The organism is Chitinasiproducens palmae (genome assembly GCF_900095735.1).
In the GTDB taxonomy this organism is placed as follows: domain Bacteria; phylum Pseudomonadota; class Gammaproteobacteria; order Burkholderiales; family Burkholderiaceae; genus Chitinasiproducens; species Chitinasiproducens palmae.
The window spans coordinates 70,991-87,286 of record NZ_FNLO01000015.1 but is presented as its reverse complement, the minus strand read 5'-3'; the positions used below and the strand labels follow the sequence as shown (position 1 = coordinate 87,286).

14 protein-coding genes are annotated in these 16,296 nt (G+C 69.6%); 9 read left to right on the top strand and 5 right to left on the bottom strand.

What is annotated here, in order from left to right:
• Window positions 1–3 precede the first annotated feature (3 nt).
• From BLU54_RS20780 to BLU54_RS20740, 9 genes are all read left to right on the top strand, one after another.
• Window positions 4–1,287 carry an AAA family ATPase gene (locus BLU54_RS20780; protein ID WP_091912611.1) on the top strand — a complete coding sequence of 428 codons (1,284 nt, stop codon included), beginning with the start codon at window positions 4–6 and terminating at the stop codon, window positions 1,285–1,287.
• An 8-nt stretch (window positions 1,288–1,295) separates the two neighbouring features.
• Complete coding sequence (locus tag BLU54_RS20775; protein WP_091912609.1) at window positions 1,296–2,654, top strand: CpaF family protein; 1,359 nt, start codon at window positions 1,296–1,298, stop codon at window positions 2,652–2,654.
• Complete coding sequence (locus BLU54_RS20770; RefSeq protein ID WP_091912607.1) at window positions 2,654–3,577, top strand: type II secretion system F family protein; 924 nt, start codon at window positions 2,654–2,656, stop codon at window positions 3,575–3,577. Before BLU54_RS20775 ends, BLU54_RS20770 begins: the two co-directional genes overlap by 1 nt.
• Window positions 3,574–4,524: a type II secretion system F family protein gene (locus BLU54_RS20765; protein ID WP_091912605.1), complete on the top strand. Its 951-nt coding sequence runs from the start codon at window positions 3,574–3,576 to the stop codon at window positions 4,522–4,524. Before BLU54_RS20770 ends, BLU54_RS20765 begins: the two co-directional genes overlap by 4 nt.
• Before the next feature lie 98 nt (window positions 4,525–4,622).
• Window positions 4,623–5,600 carry a tetratricopeptide repeat protein gene (locus BLU54_RS20760; RefSeq protein WP_139169785.1) on the top strand — a complete coding sequence of 326 codons (978 nt, stop codon included), beginning with the start codon at window positions 4,623–4,625 and terminating at the stop codon, window positions 5,598–5,600.
• Complete coding sequence (locus BLU54_RS20755) at window positions 5,597–6,007, top strand: DUF3613 domain-containing protein (RefSeq protein ID WP_091912601.1); 411 nt, start codon at window positions 5,597–5,599, stop codon at window positions 6,005–6,007. The genes BLU54_RS20760 and BLU54_RS20755 overlap by 4 nt, the downstream gene beginning before the upstream one ends.
• Window positions 6,004–6,492 carry a TadE family protein gene (locus tag BLU54_RS20750; protein ID WP_091912600.1) on the top strand — a complete coding sequence of 163 codons (489 nt, stop codon included), beginning with the start codon at window positions 6,004–6,006 and terminating at the stop codon, window positions 6,490–6,492. The genes BLU54_RS20755 and BLU54_RS20750 overlap by 4 nt, the downstream gene beginning before the upstream one ends.
• A gap of 85 nt (window positions 6,493–6,577) precedes the next feature.
• Window positions 6,578–8,581 carry a TadG family pilus assembly protein gene (locus BLU54_RS20745; RefSeq protein WP_170845250.1) on the top strand — a complete coding sequence of 668 codons (2,004 nt, stop codon included), beginning with the start codon at window positions 6,578–6,580 and terminating at the stop codon, window positions 8,579–8,581.
• 16 nt (window positions 8,582–8,597) lie between these two features.
• Entirely contained in the window at window positions 8,598–10,019 is a 1,422-nt protein-coding gene (locus BLU54_RS20740) for a sigma 54-interacting transcriptional regulator (protein WP_091912596.1), read from the top strand.
• Window positions 10,020–10,138: 119 nt separating this feature from the next.
• On the opposite strand, the gene BLU54_RS20735 is transcribed toward BLU54_RS20740, so the two are convergent.
• From BLU54_RS20735 to BLU54_RS20715, 5 genes are all read right to left on the bottom strand, one after another.
• Window positions 10,139–10,873 (bottom strand): TetR/AcrR family transcriptional regulator, encoded by a 735-nt coding sequence (locus tag BLU54_RS20735; protein WP_091912594.1) that lies wholly within the window; start codon window positions 10,871–10,873, stop codon window positions 10,139–10,141.
• A gap of 117 nt (window positions 10,874–10,990) precedes the next feature.
• Window positions 10,991–12,508, bottom strand: coding sequence for an efflux transporter outer membrane subunit (locus BLU54_RS20730; protein ID WP_091912592.1), 1,518 nt, complete (start codon window positions 12,506–12,508; stop codon window positions 10,991–10,993).
• The gene (locus BLU54_RS20725) at window positions 12,505–14,457 is read right to left on the bottom strand and encodes a MacB family efflux pump subunit (protein ID WP_091912590.1); all 1,953 of its coding nucleotides are present in this window, start codon (window positions 14,455–14,457) and stop codon (window positions 12,505–12,507) included. Before BLU54_RS20725 ends, BLU54_RS20730 begins: the two co-directional genes overlap by 4 nt.
• Entirely contained in the window at window positions 14,454–15,599 is a 1,146-nt protein-coding gene (locus BLU54_RS20720; protein WP_091912735.1) for an efflux RND transporter periplasmic adaptor subunit, read from the bottom strand. The genes BLU54_RS20725 and BLU54_RS20720 overlap by 4 nt, the downstream gene beginning before the upstream one ends.
• A gap of 62 nt (window positions 15,600–15,661) precedes the next feature.
• Entirely contained in the window at window positions 15,662–16,273 is a 612-nt protein-coding gene (locus tag BLU54_RS20715; RefSeq protein WP_091912588.1) for a hypothetical protein, read from the bottom strand.
• Window positions 16,274–16,296: the final 23 nt, after the last annotated feature.

Sequence of the window (16,296 nt, the reverse complement as noted above, 5' to 3'; positions counted from 1 at the left end):
GCCATGAATGCGCTACCGTCCCAATCGTCCGATACCCGCCAAGCGCCAGCCACGCTGGTCTTCTTCAGCCAATCCGCCGAGCGGGCCCGGCGCCTGGCTGAATGCCTCGGCGGCATTGCCGACGTCCAGCACCAGACCGGCGACGCCGCATGCTTCGCGCGCTGCGCATCGACGCTGCGGCCGACGCTCGCATTCATCGACTTCAAGCCGGCCCCGGGCCCGCGTGGTCGCCTGCTCGACCCGATGGCGGCGACCTCGGTGGTGCGTGGCTGCGCGGACGGTGCATTGCTGGTGGGTGTCGGCAGCGCCACCGACAGCGCCACGATGCTGGCCGCAATGCGCGCGGGCGTGGTCGACTTCGTCGACCTGGACGAACCGGACGAGACCGTGCGCGCGGTCGTCAAGCGGCTCCTGAACCGGAACGACGCCGCCAAGGCGACGGTCGTGACGGTGACCAGCGCGCGCGCCGGTGTCGGCGCGTCGACGTTCGCCGCCCATTTCGCCGCGTTGGCGCGCAGCGGCGATGCGCAGCGTGCGACGGCGAAGCTCAGGCGCGTCGCGCTGCTCGACCTCGGCATGCCGGTAGGGGACGGTCTGCTCTACACGAACACGAGCGGTGGCTTCGATCTGGCGGACGCGGTGCACAGTCTGAGCCGGCTCGACGAGACGCTGGTGAAGACCGCCTTGCCCGAGTCTCCACACGGTCTCAGCGTGTTGTCCTTGCCGCAGGAGCTGGCGCGCATGCGTGCAGTTCAGCAGGCCGACGCGCTGGCGCTGGTCGAGCGCCTGCGCAGCTATTTCGACGTGCTGGTGATCGACCTGGGCGGGCTTGGCAACCCGGACCTCGGCGCGTCGCTGCTCAAGCGCGCCGACAGCGCGTTCGTGCTCGCCGAGCAAGGCGTGGCCGCCGTGGTGTCGCTCAAGACGCTGCTCGACGACTACGACGCCCGTGGCGTGCCGCGCAGTGCGCTGCAACTGGTCGTCAACCGTCACGATCCGCGTTGCGGTCTGGCGGCCGATCAGCTCGCGGCGCGTTTCTCGCTGCCGCTCGCCGGCACGCTGCCCGAGCACCGCGTCGCGCTGGCTGCGGCCGCGTCGGTCGGCAAGCTGCTCGCGCTGCGGCCGCGCGATCGGTATGTGAGATCGCTCGCTCGGCTGGTCGACACCGCGTTGCGCCGCGAGCCTGCTGCCGGGCACCACGGCGTGCAGGACGCCGCCGGCACCGGGGTGCCGCCCGCGCGGCCGCCGTTGCACTGGCTGCGCCAGTGGCGCGAGCGATTTTTCTGAGAGAGCCGATGGCCAACCAGATCGATTTTGCCGACGAGCAACCAGCCGACTTCATCCACTCGGAGCGCTTCGTCGCGATCCGTTCGCAGATGCATGCGCATCTGCTCGGCCGCATCGAGGAACTCGGCACCGAGTTCGGACGTTGGTCGCGGCGCGCGATCGAACAGTTCGTCGATCTGGAGGTCGAGGCCTGCGCCCGCTTGCGGCGCGTGCCGGTCAACGAAACCGAGCTGCGCGTGGTGGCCGCCGAGTTGACCAAGGAACTGGTCGGACTGGGCCCGCTGGAAGACCTGCTGCAGGATCCGAGCGTCGAGGACATCCTGATCAACGGACACGAGCAGGTCTTCGTTTCGCGCCACGGCCTGTTGCGCCGCGAGGCGATCCGCTTTGCCGACAACCAGCACGTGTTGCGCATCGTGCGCCGGGTGCTGGCGCCGCTCGGGCGGCGCGTCGATGAATCGAATCCGATGGTCGACGCGCGTCTGCCGGGCGGTGGGCGGCTGAACGTGGTGATCGAGCCGCTCGCGGTCGACGGGCCGATGGTGTCGATACGAAAGTTTCGCCAGCAGCCGCTGACGCCAGACGATCTGACGCGTCTTGGCACCTTCGACGAGGCGATCCGCCGACTGCTCGAAGCCGCCGTGAAAGGACACTGCAACATCCTGGTGTCCGGCGGCACCAGTTCGGGAAAGACGTCGCTGCTCAATGCGCTGGCCGCCTTCATCGATCCCGCCGAACGCGTGGTGACGGTGGAAGACACGGCCGAACTGTCGCTCAACCATCCGCACGTGGTGCGGCTCGAGGGCCGCCACGGCAGCTTCGAGGGCAGCGGCGCGGTGTCGATCCGCGACCTGCTGCGCAACAGCCTGCGGATGCGACCGGACCGGATCATCGTCGGCGAAGTGCGCGGCGCCGAGGTGCTGGAAATGTTGCAGGCGATGAACACTGGCCACGACGGTTCGATGGGCACCATTCACGCGAATTCACCGCGCGAGTGTCTGTACCGTATCGAGATGCTGGCCGGCTTCGCGGGCTTCAACGGCAGCGAAGGCAGCCTGCGCCGGCAGATCGCGAGCGCGCTCGACTTCATCCTGCAGATCGCGCGCCTGCCGAACGGCAAGCGTCGCATCGTCTCCGTCACTGAAGTGACCGGCTTCGGCGACAACATCGTGACCACGCAGGAGCTGTATCGCTACGACAGCGGCGTCGCGCCGGATGGACAGGAGAGCGAGTGGTGGACGTCGCTCGGCATAGCGCCGCACACGCCGAAGCTCGCGCGGCAGCGCGAGCAACTGCTGCCGAACGCGCCGCGCTCGCTCGCGCCGGACGATGGCGCGGGCCGCGGCGGTTGGTTCGGGAGGCGATGATGAACGCGCTGTCCCTCGCCTGCGCCGCCGCCGCCGTGATCCTGCTCGCGTCGGCGCTGGTCCTGCTCGCGCAACGCAACGCCGCCGCGCGCGCCGCGGCACGGCTCGCGTTCGTCGAGCAGCGGCTCGCGCCCGGTGCACCGCCGGCGCGGCGGGCGCCGGCGCAGCGCCTGGCGGAGGACATCGATCGCTTGCCGATGGTCGGCGGCTGGCTGCTGCGTGCGGGCATCGCGGCCGATTCGCGCCGTTTGCTGTGGAGCGTGCTCGTGGCGATGGCCGCCGTGGTGCTCGCGATGCTGTGGTTGGGTTCGCTGGCTGCCGCGGTGGTGGCCGTGCTCTGCGCGGTGGGCGGGCGTTTCTGGCTGTGGCTGCTGGCTGCGCGTCGCGAGGCGCGCACGATCCGTCAGCTGCCGACGTTTCTCGATGCCCTGGTCCGGCAGATGACGATCGGCACCAGCCTGCCGTCCGCGTTTCAACAGATCGCGCCGAATACCGATGCGCCGCTCGGCGAGATGCTCGCGCGCGCCGCTCGCCTGAGCCAGGCGGGCATCGATCTCGATGTCGCGGTCAAGCAGACCGCGCGGCACCACGGCATCGAACCGCTCTACGTGATCGGCGCGGTGCTCGGCATTGCCGTCCGTTTCGGCGGCCGCAGCGACCAGGTGTTGGATCGCATTGCCGGCCTGCTGCGCGATGCCGAGCAGGCGCGAGACGAACTCGCCGCGCTGTCCGCGGAGACCCGGCTGTCGGCGTGGATTCTGGGACTGTTGCCGCTCGGCATCGGCGGCTTTCTGGTGCTCTACAACAACAGCCTGTTCGTCTCGATGTGGGCGGACCCCACCGGCGCCCGCATGCTGGTTGGCGCGGCGGCGTTGCAAGCGGTGGGGTGCATCCTGTTGTACCGCCTCGCGAGGAGCCTATGAGCGCGCTGTCGGCCTTCTCGGAAACCACGCTTGCCTCGCTTGCCTGCCTGGCATTGGCCAGCGCCTTCCTGCTGATCGGCGCTGCGGTGCTGGCGCGCTTGCACATGCAGTCGCGCCGTCGCAGCGCGCTCGATCGCATGCTGCATGCGCGCGAAGCGGCCGCCGCCGCGTCGCCCGCGGCCGACTGGCGTCAGCGTGTCGTCGAGGTCGGTTCACGCGGCGCCGCATCCGGTCTCGGGCGCCAACTGGTCGCCGACGACGATCGCGCACTGCTCGACCGCTGCGGCTACGACGATCCGCGCGGTCGCGCCTTGTTCTTTCTGAGCCGCGCAGGGCTTGCCGTGCTCCTGCCGCTGTTGGGCGTGGTCCTGTTCGGCGGCGGTTCGATGATGCGGTGGTGGGCGATCGTCTTCTTCGGTTTCGCGCTCGGTTACATGGCGCCGAAGTTCTTCCTGCTGCGGCAGGCCAGCCTGCGCCGGCGTCGCGCCGACACCGAACTGCCTCTGCTGGTCGACCTGCTGAGGTTGCTGCAAGGCGTCGGCCTGGGCATCGATCAGTCGCTGCAGTTGATCGAGGACGAGATGCACGGCGCATTGCCGGTGCTGTCCTACGAGATCGCGCTGGCAGCGACGCAGTATCGTGGCGGCCGCGCGCGCCAACAGGCACTGCAGCGCTTCGCGACGGTGTTCCGCAACGACGATCTGGCGGCGGTAGCCTCGCTGATCGTCCAGCTCGATCGCTTCGGCGGTGGCGTGCAGGAGCAGCTGCGCCAGTTCGGCGAGCGCGTGCGCGAGCGCCAGCGTTTCGAGATGAAGGCGCGCGCCGGCAAGCTGACGGTCAAGATGACCGCCGTAATGGTGTTGACGTTGCTGCCGGCTCTGTTGGTGGTGACCGGCGGCGCGGGCTTCCTGGCGGTGATACGTGGCTTGTCGAGGCTGGGGGGATGATGGTGAGAGATTGCGTGCATGCAGGACGGTCGAGACAGGCTTCAGCCGACCCCGTCGCGTTGCGCCGGCGGCGGACGGGCCGGCTCGCGCTTGGCGTCATGCTGCTGCCGGCATGGCTCGCCATTGCCGGGCTCGCCATGGCCGGGCTCGGCGCCGTGGGTGGTTGCGCGAGCCGCGCCACGTCGGTCGAGCAAGTGGCCCGCGACGAGGCGCTGCGTCGCCAGCAGGCGGCCGAAGCGTCGCAGGCGCAAGCGGTGCCCGACGATCGCGGCCTGTATCTGTCGCTGATCAGGAAGATGCAGGACAAGCGCATGTATTACGCGTCGCTCGCGCACATCGATGCGTTTCAGAAGCGCTATGGCGCAGCCGACGACATTGCGTTGCTGCGTGCCGACGCGCTTCGCGCAACAGGGCAGGGCGACGCGGCGGTGGCCGTGTACCGCGCGCTGGAGCGCGGCGACACGGCCGCGCGTGCACTGAACGGCATCGGCCTTGTCGAGGCGTCGCGAGGGCGTTTCGATCTGGCGGTGCCTGCGCTGCGCGAGGCGGTGACGCATGCCCCGACGGATGTGTCGCTGCTCAACGATCTCGGCTATGCGCTCCTGCTGCAAGGCGATCTAGCCGGTGCCCGTGTCCCGGTGGCACAGGCGGCCGAACTGGCGCCCGGCAACCACAAGGTAATGAGCAATTTCGTGCTGTATCTACTGCTCAACGGCCAGGCGCAGGCGGCCGACGCAGTGATCGCACGCAGCAAGCTGCCGTCGGCCACGGTGCTGTCCATCCATGCGGTGGCAGCGCGCCTGAGTGCCCCGAACGCGCTCGCGGCGGCCGGTGCCGAGGGCTCCGCGCATGACTTGCCGCCGCAGTCCCCGCACAGCGCACCGCGCGACACCGAGTACCACGCGTCGCCGTTCGGCGCCGCTTCCGACGCGGCCATGCCACGGACCGACGACGCGTTCCAAGACGGTGACGCGATGCCGGCGCCCACGCTGCATTCGGCGTCCGCGGCCGCGTCCGGTCGCAACGCATTCGAGCCACGCGACGCGATGTTCGATACGCCTGGAGTCTTGCGATGAACGTGCCCCTGCTCGATGCGGATGCTGAAAGCGTGACCCCTACCGCGTTGCGCCGCGTGGCCCGCGGGTCCGCCGCCCGCGCGCCGCGTCTGCATGCGCTGTGGCTGTCACCGTTGCTGCTGCTGGCGTTCGCGACCTGTGGCTGGGCGCAAGAGGCAACCGAAACGACGGCACAGACGTCGTCGCCGGGCTCGGCCGCGCGTTTGGCACCGGCCGACGGGCCGCATGCGGTTGGCGATACAACGCGCGCGTTGCTGGCGGCGCAGGCCGACGGTACGCAGGCGGGCGCGCCGCTGCCGATGCTCGGCGAGACCGCAAGCCTGTCGTACAGGCGCTACGCCCAGAGCTTCTCGCACCCGATACCGGCGTTCTTCGAACAGGCGGTCTCGGCGGAGCATGCGAAATGAAGCCGACTCGCGCGCCACGCCTTCACAGGGCCGACGGTGTGCGTCGTGGCGAGGGCAGCGAGGGCAGCGAGCGCGGCGTTGCGGCATTGGAGTTTGCGCTGGTGTTCCCGCTGTTGTTCCTGCTGACCTATGGGCTGATGACGTTCGGTCTGATCCTGATTACCCAGCACACGCTGACGTTGGCGGCGGCCGAAGGGGCGCGAGCCGCATTGCGCTATAGCACCGACCCCGGCGCTGCCGCCTGCGCGGCGGCAAACCAGGCCACGCATTGGCTCGCCGGCGATTTGCTCGACTGTGTCGCGCAAAAGCCGGCGCCCACCGTCTGCCCTTACGACAGCACCCGGCAGTGCATGCGCGTGACCGTGATCTACCCGTATGGGACGCGGCCGCTGGTGCCGACGCTGCCGCTGATCGGCCTCGCGCTGCCGAACGAGCTCCGCGCGAGCGCCATGGTGCAACTGGAGCCCGCCCTCAGTGGCCATTGATCCAATGCGGAATGGCACGTCGGACACCCGACGGTCGGCCGGCAGGCGCCGCATGCGGCGTGGCCGGCATGCGCAAGCGCGCGGCGTGATCGTCGCGCCTGCGGCGCTGATGCTGCTGGTGGGCATCATCCTGCTCGAATCCCTGGTGGTCGGGTACCGCTTTCATCTACGGCGCGATCTTCAGAAAGTTGCCGACCTCAGCGCATTGGCGGGCGCGCAGCGGCTGCACGGCACGGATTGCAGCGACGCGTTGCAGAGCGTGGATGGCAACGCGGCGCAGAACGGCAGCTATCCATCGCTGCAGCGCGACTGCGGGCGCTGGTCGCCGACCTACGTCGAAGCATCGCACTACCATGTCGGTGTCGCGGACGGCGAACCGAACGCGGTGCACGTGACGGTCAGCAGTGCGTTGCCGTTCGCATTGCCCTGGTGGCATCTTCCGGACGTGACGGCCGAAGCCATCGCGATCCGCGATGGCGCTCCTGCCGCGGCGTTCTCGATCGGATCCACGCTCTTGCAACTGCAGGGGGGCGTGGTGCCGACCGCGTTGCGCACCGTGATCGACGTCGACCGCCTGGACGTCGCCACGCCGACGCAACTGCTGGGCGCCTCGGTGCGAACCGGCGACCTGCTGCGCGCGCTCGGCATCGACGTGCCGGCGGATGCACAGGTGGCAACGTTGGGGTCGTTGCTGCAGGCTCATGCGACGACCTTGTCACAGCTGCTGGATGCGCTGGGCAGCAGCAGCGGCGTGCCGAATCTCTCGACCGCGCTCGGCATCAACGCGGCAGCGCTCGGCCTGCCGGTGACGCTCGCCACGGTGGGAACCGTGCGCGGAGTGTTGACCATCGCAGGCGGGGACGGAAGCAGTGCGCCGGATACGCGGAGCATTCTCGACACCAGGCTGAACGCGCTCGACGTGGTGACCGCCGCGCTCGGCAACGTGGTGACGGGCCACGCGTTTACGGTGGATGCGTCGGCCGCGAGCGCCGCCGTGCAGATGCGGGTGATCGAACCGCCTTCGATCGGCATCGGCGGCGTCGGCACTACCGCCTATTCCGCGCAGGTCCGGCTCTATGCGCACCTGGACAGCAGTGCGCTACCCGCCATCTCCGGGTTGCTGAAGAGCACGCTCGTCACCAGTGCCGACCTGCCGATCGTGATCGACGTCGCCAACGGTTCGGCACGGCTCGATTCGATGTGTACCGAGCAGAACGCGGCCGGCAACGATCTGGCCACCTTCAGCGTCGCCTCACCATTGCTGCGCGTGTGCGTCGGCGATTTCGCGCCGGACACGGTTTTCAGCCAGCAGGCGTCGTGTTCGGAAGGGCTGCAAGCCAAGCAGGTACTCAACCTCTTGAATGGCACCGTGGTGCTCAAGGCGGGTTTTGCATTGACGCCGCTGCCGAACGACAGCGGACCGTACACGCTTGCGCAGGGCGAGTCGGTACTGACCGGCAGCAACGCACTGTCGGTCGGCACGACACTGGATCAGACGTTGCGCAGCTTGAGCACCGCAGTCGGCGCGCAATTGCTCGGTACGCTGCTGAACGGTCGCAACGGCAGCCAGGCAAGCACCGATACGACCGCGATCTCGACGCGCCTGCTCGCCGCCTCCTCCGACGGGCTCAAGTCCGCGGCCAGTTTCGTGAACAGTGCGCTTGCCGCGCTGCCGACGCTGACCAACGCACTCGACGCCACCGTGCAAGCGTTGCTGCCGAGCGACGCCACCACGCTGCCCGCCACGCTCGGCGCGGTGTCGGCCGCCAGCACCACCTTGGTCGGCTCGATCCAGCAGATCGTCAACGGGCTGGTCGGTGGCCTGGTCGGGGTCTGTGGGCTGAAGGCACTGGGGGGCGACGAGCAGAAATGCCTGGCTTCGAAGCTGATCGGCAGCACCGGCGGTTTTGCCAACACGCAGCTCACCGCGCTCGGCATGGTCGAGAAGCTGCTGCAACCGCCTCTCGATGCGCTGGGCGCCGCGCTGGCCACTGCATTGAAGGGATTTTTCGGCACCGGCCTGGGGCGCGACGAACTTGCGCTGCAATACCTCGGCTGTCTCGGCACGCGGGTGCGACTGGTGCACTGACGAACGGAAACCGCATATGGACTCGAGGCTCGAGCGACGCATTCCCGGCAGCAGAGGCGCGCAGCGCAAACGCGCGCTCGAAGGCGTCGACATCTTCGTGGTGGAAGGCAGCGCCGACATCTACGAGCGCATCGAGCGTTGCCTGAGCGGGCCCGAAACCACTGTGTCACGCGCCGAGACGCGGCTGCCGCCGTGCCGGCGCGGACATCATTGCATCGCCATCGTCAGCGCGACCGCGGTCGACGGCGCCAACTGGGCGCGCGATTGCGAGGCGACGCAGGGAATGGCGGTGGTGTGGATCGGTTCGATGCCGCGCGACCGGCCCGTGCGCAGCTACGCGACCGAGTACGAAACCATTCTGCCGGCGGATTTCTCGTGCGCGGAATTGCGCAAGCTGACCGAGCTGGTCGGCGAGCAACTGTTTGCCGGCGAGGCACACGAGCGCACCGGTTCGCGCTTCGTCGCCGAATCGCAGGCAATGCGCGAGCTGTTGCATGAAGTGGCGATCTTCGCCGATTGCGACGCCAGCGTGCTGATCCACGGCGAGACCGGCGTCGGCAAGGAGCGCATCGCGCATTTGCTGCATGACGGTCACCGGCGCTTTGGGCAGGGGCCGTTCGTCGCCGTGAACTGCGGTGCGATTCCGGAGGGGCGGTTCGAATCGTTGTTCTTCGGACATGTGAAGGGCGCGCTCGCGGGCGCGACCGGCACCCATCTCGGCTTCTTCGAGCAGGCCGCGGGCGGTACGCTGTTCCTCGACGAAATTGCCGATCTGCCGCCCTATCAACAGGTCAAACTGCTGCGGGTGCTGGAAGAGGGGACCGTCACGCGGCTCGGCGCGTCGGTGCCGACGCGCACGCAGTTTCGGCTGGTCGCGGCGACGAACCGCGACGTGCTCGCGATGGTCGCGGAGGACCGGTTCCGCGCCGACCTGTTCTATCGGATCGCCGTCGTCGAGCTGGCGGTGCCGAGCCTGGAGCAGCGTGGCGCGGCCGACAAGATCGCGATCTTCCGCAGCTTCGTCGAGGAAACCATCGGCGACGCGCGGCCGGGCGGCCTGGCCGACATGCCGCGCTGGCTGCTCGATGCGGTTGCCAACCTGCGCTTTGCCGGCAATGTGCGAGAGCTGCGCAACTTCTCGGAGCGCGTCGGCGTGATCGTTCGTCAGCTTGGCGACTGGGACGCGACTCGGATCCGCCGTATGTTGGCGAACGCACATTCCGAACGGGAGGCGGTTGCGGTGGCGTCACGTCAGACGCCGCGCGCGCGTTGGGACCCGGAGGAACGCTCGCGGCTGCTCGCGGTGCTCGACGACAACCAGTGGCGCCGGCAGGCGAGCGCACGCGTGCTCGGCATCAGCCGCAAGGTGTTGTGGGAGAAGATGCGCAAATACCAGCTGTTCGACGACGAGCCCGGACTGCGCGCCGGCAACACATGACGGCCGACGCAGCGCGGCTGTCGGTCGACGCGACCGACGATCCGAGGCCCATTACTCGGCAGACAGAAGCCACGCCGCGATGGACGGCCGGCGCACGGCCAGCGCACGTGGCGCGCGCGTCAACCGCCCAACTGAGCCAGGCTGCCTGGCGGCAGCAGGCCGGCGCTGACGACGGCGCGCAGCATCTGATCCGTTTCCCGAACGAGCTCCGTCTCGTTGCAGTCGACGCCGATGACCGCATGCCACAGCTTGCCGAAGCGAACCAACAGCGTGCGCATCGTCATGCCGGGCTCGGCCAGTGCCGCGCCGATCATGATACCGGTGTTCAGATTGCCGACGGTACTCGGCACCGCATTGATCAGGGTGCGGGCGCGCCAACGCACTTCCTCGCTCACCGGGCCGGGCACGCACATCTGCAAGGCGGCGTCGAAACGCTCGCTCACGCTCGCGTAGCGCCGGGAGATGTAGTCGCGCACCACCGGCGACGGATCCGACGAAAGCCGGCGCAACATCATCGAATAATGCGTTTCCTGGCCGGCGGAGGCCTGCCGGACGATCATCGGGATCACCACCGAGGCGATCACGTGCAGCGGCCGCAACTGCCCTGGGTGCAGGCCTTCGAGACAATTGAGGATGTCGAGGCGCTCGAAGCAGAGCGGATCCAGCAGCCGCGCGCTCATCGCCTGGATCAGCGCTTCCTTCGAACGGAAGTGATAGTTCACCGCGGCGAGGTTGACGCCCGCCACCTGGGTGATCTGTCTGAGGGTGACGCCTTCCTGTCCGTGCTCCGCGTATAGGGTTTCGGCCGCATCGAGCAACTTGCTCTTGGTGACGGTCGCATATCGTGTCGGCATAGTGTTGTCTTGATTCGGGCTACGACGACCGGGTTAGTGTGCATACTGACGGCGCCACTGTTTCCCGTCAAGCCGGGCAGACCACAGTTGCCTGGCTTCATCGTCCGCCATCTCGAATCAGCCGCCGGCGACGGCCGCGCCAGCCGCGCCGCGCTGCCAGCCGCCACCCAGCGCGGCCTGCAGCGCAACCGTGGCCTGCAGGGTCTGGAGGCGCAGCAGAACAGCCCGATCACGCGCTTCGTACAGCGTGCGTTGCGCGTCGAGGAGCGTGAGCAGCGTATCGCTGCCGGCGCGGTACCGCGCCTCGGCGAGCTTGTATGCGCGTTGTGCCTCGTCCAATACGCGCTGCTGGGCGAGCGCTTGCGCGCCCAGTGACTGCCGCAGGGCGAGCGCGCCTTCGGTCTCCCCGAATGCATTCACGATCGCGCCGTGGTAGTCGCTCAACAATGCCTGGCGGCGGGCGGCGGCGATGTCGCGCTCGGCCTGGCGCTGGTCCGCGTCGAAAATCGGCGCCGTCAGCGCCGCGGCAAGGCCGTAGAGCGGATTCGACAGGATCTGCCGCAAGCGGTTGCCGCCGCCGCCCACGCTGGCCGCCAGATCGATCGACGGCAACAGCGCGGCTCGCGCGGCGCGCAGGTCGGCGTCCGCGGCGGCCAGCGCCGCTTCGGCGCGCGCAAGGTCCGGCCGCCGGAGCAGCAGGGTGGCCGGCAGTCCGACATCGATGCGGGGGCAGGCGAGCGCATCGAGACGTGCGTTCGCGAGCAATGGCGGCACCTCGGCCGCATTGCCGCCGAGCAGGATCGCCAGCCGTGCTTCGGCCTGGCGCGCCGCGCCGTGCATTGCCGCTGCGTCGCGTTCGCGCTCGGCGAGCAGGGCGCGCTGCGTGGCGAGATCCAGCGACGTGACCACGCCGGCCTGCTGGCGCACGGCGACGAGGTCGAGAACACGCCGCGCAAGGTCGGCGTTCGCCCGCGCAATCGTGAGCCGTTCGCCAAGCGCGACCGTTTCGAGCCACGCGGAAGCGGTCGCCGCTGCCACCGTCAGGCGTACCGTGGCGAGGTCGTGGACGCTGGCGCGTTGGCGTGCCAGCGCGGCCGCCTGCAAGGCACGCCGCTCGCCCCACAGATCGAGCGTGTGCGTGATCTCCAGCGTGGCGAACGCCGCGTTGCCGCTGGCCTCGCGCGTGCCGGCGAGGCGGCCTTCGCGTTCGACGCCGAGCGTCGCGCTCGCGTGCGGCAGTCGTTGCGCGCCCGCGAGACGGGCAACGGCCGCCGCTTCGTCGAGTCGGGCGGCCGCCGTCGCGGTATCGCTTCCGTGCCGCAACGCAAGGTCCACCGCGCGATCCAGGCCTGGCGCGCCGTAGACTTGCCACCAGCGCTCGGCAAAGCCATCGACAGGGGCCGACGCTGCGGCTGCGGCGCGCGCCTCGGTCCGCGCACCCGCGTCAACGTCTTGCGGCGCGGCGTTGCGCCAGGCCGCCGGCACGCGCGCTGCCGCGGCGCGATCGGCTTCTTCCGAGGGCGAGGCGCAGGCCGACACGAGCAGGCATGCCACCAGCGCCAAACCGCACGCTGTCGCCGCCGCGACGCGCCGCCGGCCGAAGGGCGTGTAGCGGGGCAGGATCGTCCGTCTCATGCGCCGTGCAGTGCAACCACCGGGTCGAGTCGCGCGGCCTGCCGCGCCGGCATGTAGCCGAACACCAGGCCGGTCGCCAGCGAGCAGCCGAACGCGGCCAGTATGGCGCGCAGCGAGAACACGGCCGGCACGCCGGCCGCGAGCAGGCCCAGCCCGATCGCCAGGCCGATCAAGACACCGAGCACGCCGCCGGTAATCGAGACGAGCATCGCCTCGGTAAGGAACTGCCGCACGATGTCGCCGTGGCGCGCGCCGGTCGCGATGCGAATGCCGATCTCACGTGTGCGCTCGCGTACCGTCATCAGCATGACGTTCATCACGCCGATGCCGCCCACCACCAGCGATACAACCGCGATCAAACTCAGCATCACCGTCATTGCATCCTGGGTCTTGGCCTGCGCCGCCAGCGACGCGGCCGAGTTGAAGATCTGGAAGTCGCGCATCCGGTGGCGTTTCTCGATCAAGGCCGCGACCGCCGTTTCGGTGATCGCCACGCGCGCCACGTCGCGCACGGCGATGACCGCGTAGGTCGGCTCGCGCTGGCCGAACACCCGCACCGACGCGGTGCTGAACGGGACCAGAACGACGTTATCGTCATCCTTCTCGCCGGTCAGCGCACCCTTTGCGCTCATCACGCCGATCACGAGGAACGGGGTGCGGCCGATCAACAAGGTCCGGCCAACCGGGTCGGCGGTGTCGGGCAGCAATTCGCGCGCGACCTTGCTGCCGAGCACGGCGACCGTTGCAACCTGGCGTTCGTCCTCGGCGTCGAAGAAGCTGCCCTGCGCGAGCTGCCAGTTCTGCACCGACGGCAGCGCCGGCCCGGTGCCGCGCACATAGGTCTGCATGTCGTGGCTGCCGGCACGCACGACGCGGTTGCCGGTGATGTTGGGCAGCACGTGCGCGATGTCCGGCAATGCGGCGATCGCGTCGAGATCGGCCAGCGTCAGGCTGCGCCCGGGCATGCGGGACGACTCGCCGATCGCGGCCATGTAGAGCAGGTTCGACCCGAACGCGCCGATCTGCGTCATGACCCGGTCCTTCGCGCCCAGACCGATCGCGAACATCACGATCACCGAGGCGACGCCGATCACGATGCCAAGCAAGGTCAACGCCGTGCGGAAACGGTTGAGGCCCATCACGCGCCAGGCCGCGCGCGCGGCGGCGCGATCGAAGGGCCAGCGGCGCGGGCCGCTGCGGGCCGGTCGTGCCGGCCAGTGGAATGGCGCGGCATCGGCGTTCGCCGCTGGCGCCGACGGGTCCGCCGTGTCGCGCACGATCGTGCCGTCCCGAATCTCGATGACGCGGCGCGCGCAGGCGGCCAGCGTCGCGTCGTGTGTGATCAGGATGACGGTGTGGCCGGCATCGGCCAGGTCGGACAGCAATTGCATCACTTCGGCGCCGCTCGCGGAGTCGAGCGCGCCGGTAGGTTCGTCGGCGAGCACGACGCGCCCGCCGTTCATCAATGCGCGGGCGATCGAAACGCGCTGCTGCTGACCGCCGGACAACTGATTCGGCCGGTGGCTCACGCGTTGCGCAAGGCCCAGGCGCCCGAGCAGTTGCCGAGCGCGCGCGTGGCGCTCGGCTTCGCCGGTGCCGGCATAGATCGCCGGCATTTCGACGTTCTCGAGCGCCGAATCGGTCGGCACCAGGTGGTAGCCCTGGAAGACGAAGCCGAATGCCTCGCGTCGCAGCCACGCCAGTTCGTCGGCCGTCAGCGTGGCAACGTCCCGGCCCGCGAAACGGTAGCGGCCTTCGCTGGGCCGGTCCAGGCAGCCGAGCACATTCATCAGCGTCGACTTGCCGGAGCCGGAGGCGCCGACGATGGCGACGAACTCGCCGGCCGCGATGCGCAGCGACACGCCGCGCAGGATGTCGACCACGGGCGCGCCATCGATGCCGCCATAGCGCTTGCGCAGGTTCTCGACTTCGATCAACGGTGCGCTCATAGTCGGAAACGCCCCTTCAGGCCACCGACGCGCCGTTCGCCGGTCACCAGCCGCTCGCCCTGTCGCAGTCCGTCGAGCACCTCGACGGCGATCCGGTTGCCGACGCCAACGCGCACCGTGCGCAGCTCGACCTCGCCGTGTGCGCCCAGCACGCGCGCGGTGAACCGGTCGGGCGAGTCCGCGACGGCGGTCAACGCGCTGCGGGGCGCCACCAGCACCTTGTGCGCCGCGGCGCTGACGAAGGACACTTGCGCGGTCATCTGGGGCATCAGTGCGTGATCGGCGTTGTGCACGTCGAACAGCACCGTGTACAGCACCACCTTGTTCGCGGGCGGCGTTGCGGCAGCCGTCGTGCCCTTGTTTTCGGGCACCGGCGGCGCCGGCAGGATCTGGCGGACGGTGCCTTGCCAGCGCCGCGTGTCGTCGCCCAGCGTCGTGAAATACACCGGCATGCCGGCGCGCACGCGCCGCACGTCGGCCTCGGATACTTCGGTCCAGACGGTCATGACCGACAGGTCGGCGATGCGCAGGATATTGGGAGTCTGGTACGTCGCATTGAGGGTCTGCCCCTCGCGGGCCTCGACCGAGACCACCGTGCCGGCCATCGGCGCATAGATGCGCGTGTAACCGAGGCGTGCCTCGTCGGCTCGCATATTGGCCTGCGTCTGCGCGATCAGGGCCGCCAGATTGGCGATGCGCGCACGCGCGGCGGCGGCGCTGGCGGCCGCGCTTTCGACGTCTTCGTCGCGGGTGGCGCCAGCCGCGGCAAGCGCGCGCTGGCGCGCGTCCTGTTGCGCCGCAAGGCGGGATTGCGCGCGTTGTTCGTCCAGCTGCGCGCGCAGCGCGGCGAGACCGGCACGGCCGGCGTCGACCGTCGCCTGTTGCACGCTCGGATCGATTTCGACCAGGGCCTGGCCGCGCCGCACCTCGCTGCCGGGACGCACATACAGGCGCATGATCTGCCCGGAGACCTGCGCGCCGACGTCGACGTAGGCGGCCGGCTGCAGTGTACCGACCGCGAGCACGGTCGCCTCGATGTCGCCCCGGCCGACCGCCTGCGTCGTGTATTCGATACGCGGGCGCAGCGCCACCGCGAGCGCGCCGAGCGCAAGCAATGCGACGGCCGTCGCGCCGAGGCGCAACGCGCGGCGCCGGCCTGCGCCGTGCGCCGTTTGCCGCTGCGCCGACTGCTGCGATGCACGCGTCACCGGCCAGCCTCGAAGCTCAGCGTGGCAACGTAGCGTGCATTCGCATACCGTGGATCGTCGCCCGGTGCCGCGGCGGGCCCGGATGCCCGCGCCGCGATCTCGAGCACGTACAGGGCCGGGAACGGCGTCGGCAGCGTCACCGAGCCATCCGTGGCTGGCAGCAGCGTCCGGCGCCAGCCGGCCGAGGTGCTGACCAACACCTTGCTCGCTGGCACCACGCGGCCTTGCCAGATGAGCACGAAGCGATTGCCACCCGCTTCGGTGGGCACCAGTTCGAGCGCGTTGCGTGCTTCCGTCTCGTTGCGGCCGAAGCGTGCCAGGTAGATTACCGGCTCGCCGTCCGGCCCGAGCCGGCGGGCGCTCAGGCGCGTGTCGACGCTGGCTGCCGGCGACGCGGCGAGCGCGCCACTGGCAACCGTCAACGGTTCGCCGGCACGCGACGCCTGCACGGCTTCCAGCGCATCGGGCGTTCGCGGCGCGTCGGGCACGCCGGCATGCAGGCGCAAGGTCGTGCCGGCGGGCGCCAGCCATAGCGCGTCGGCCGCCGCGCCGGTACTGCACACAGCCAGCGCGAGGCAGCCGGCACGCAGCAGGTTGCGAAAGTTCATGTCGACAGTCTCGTGGGCGGCCG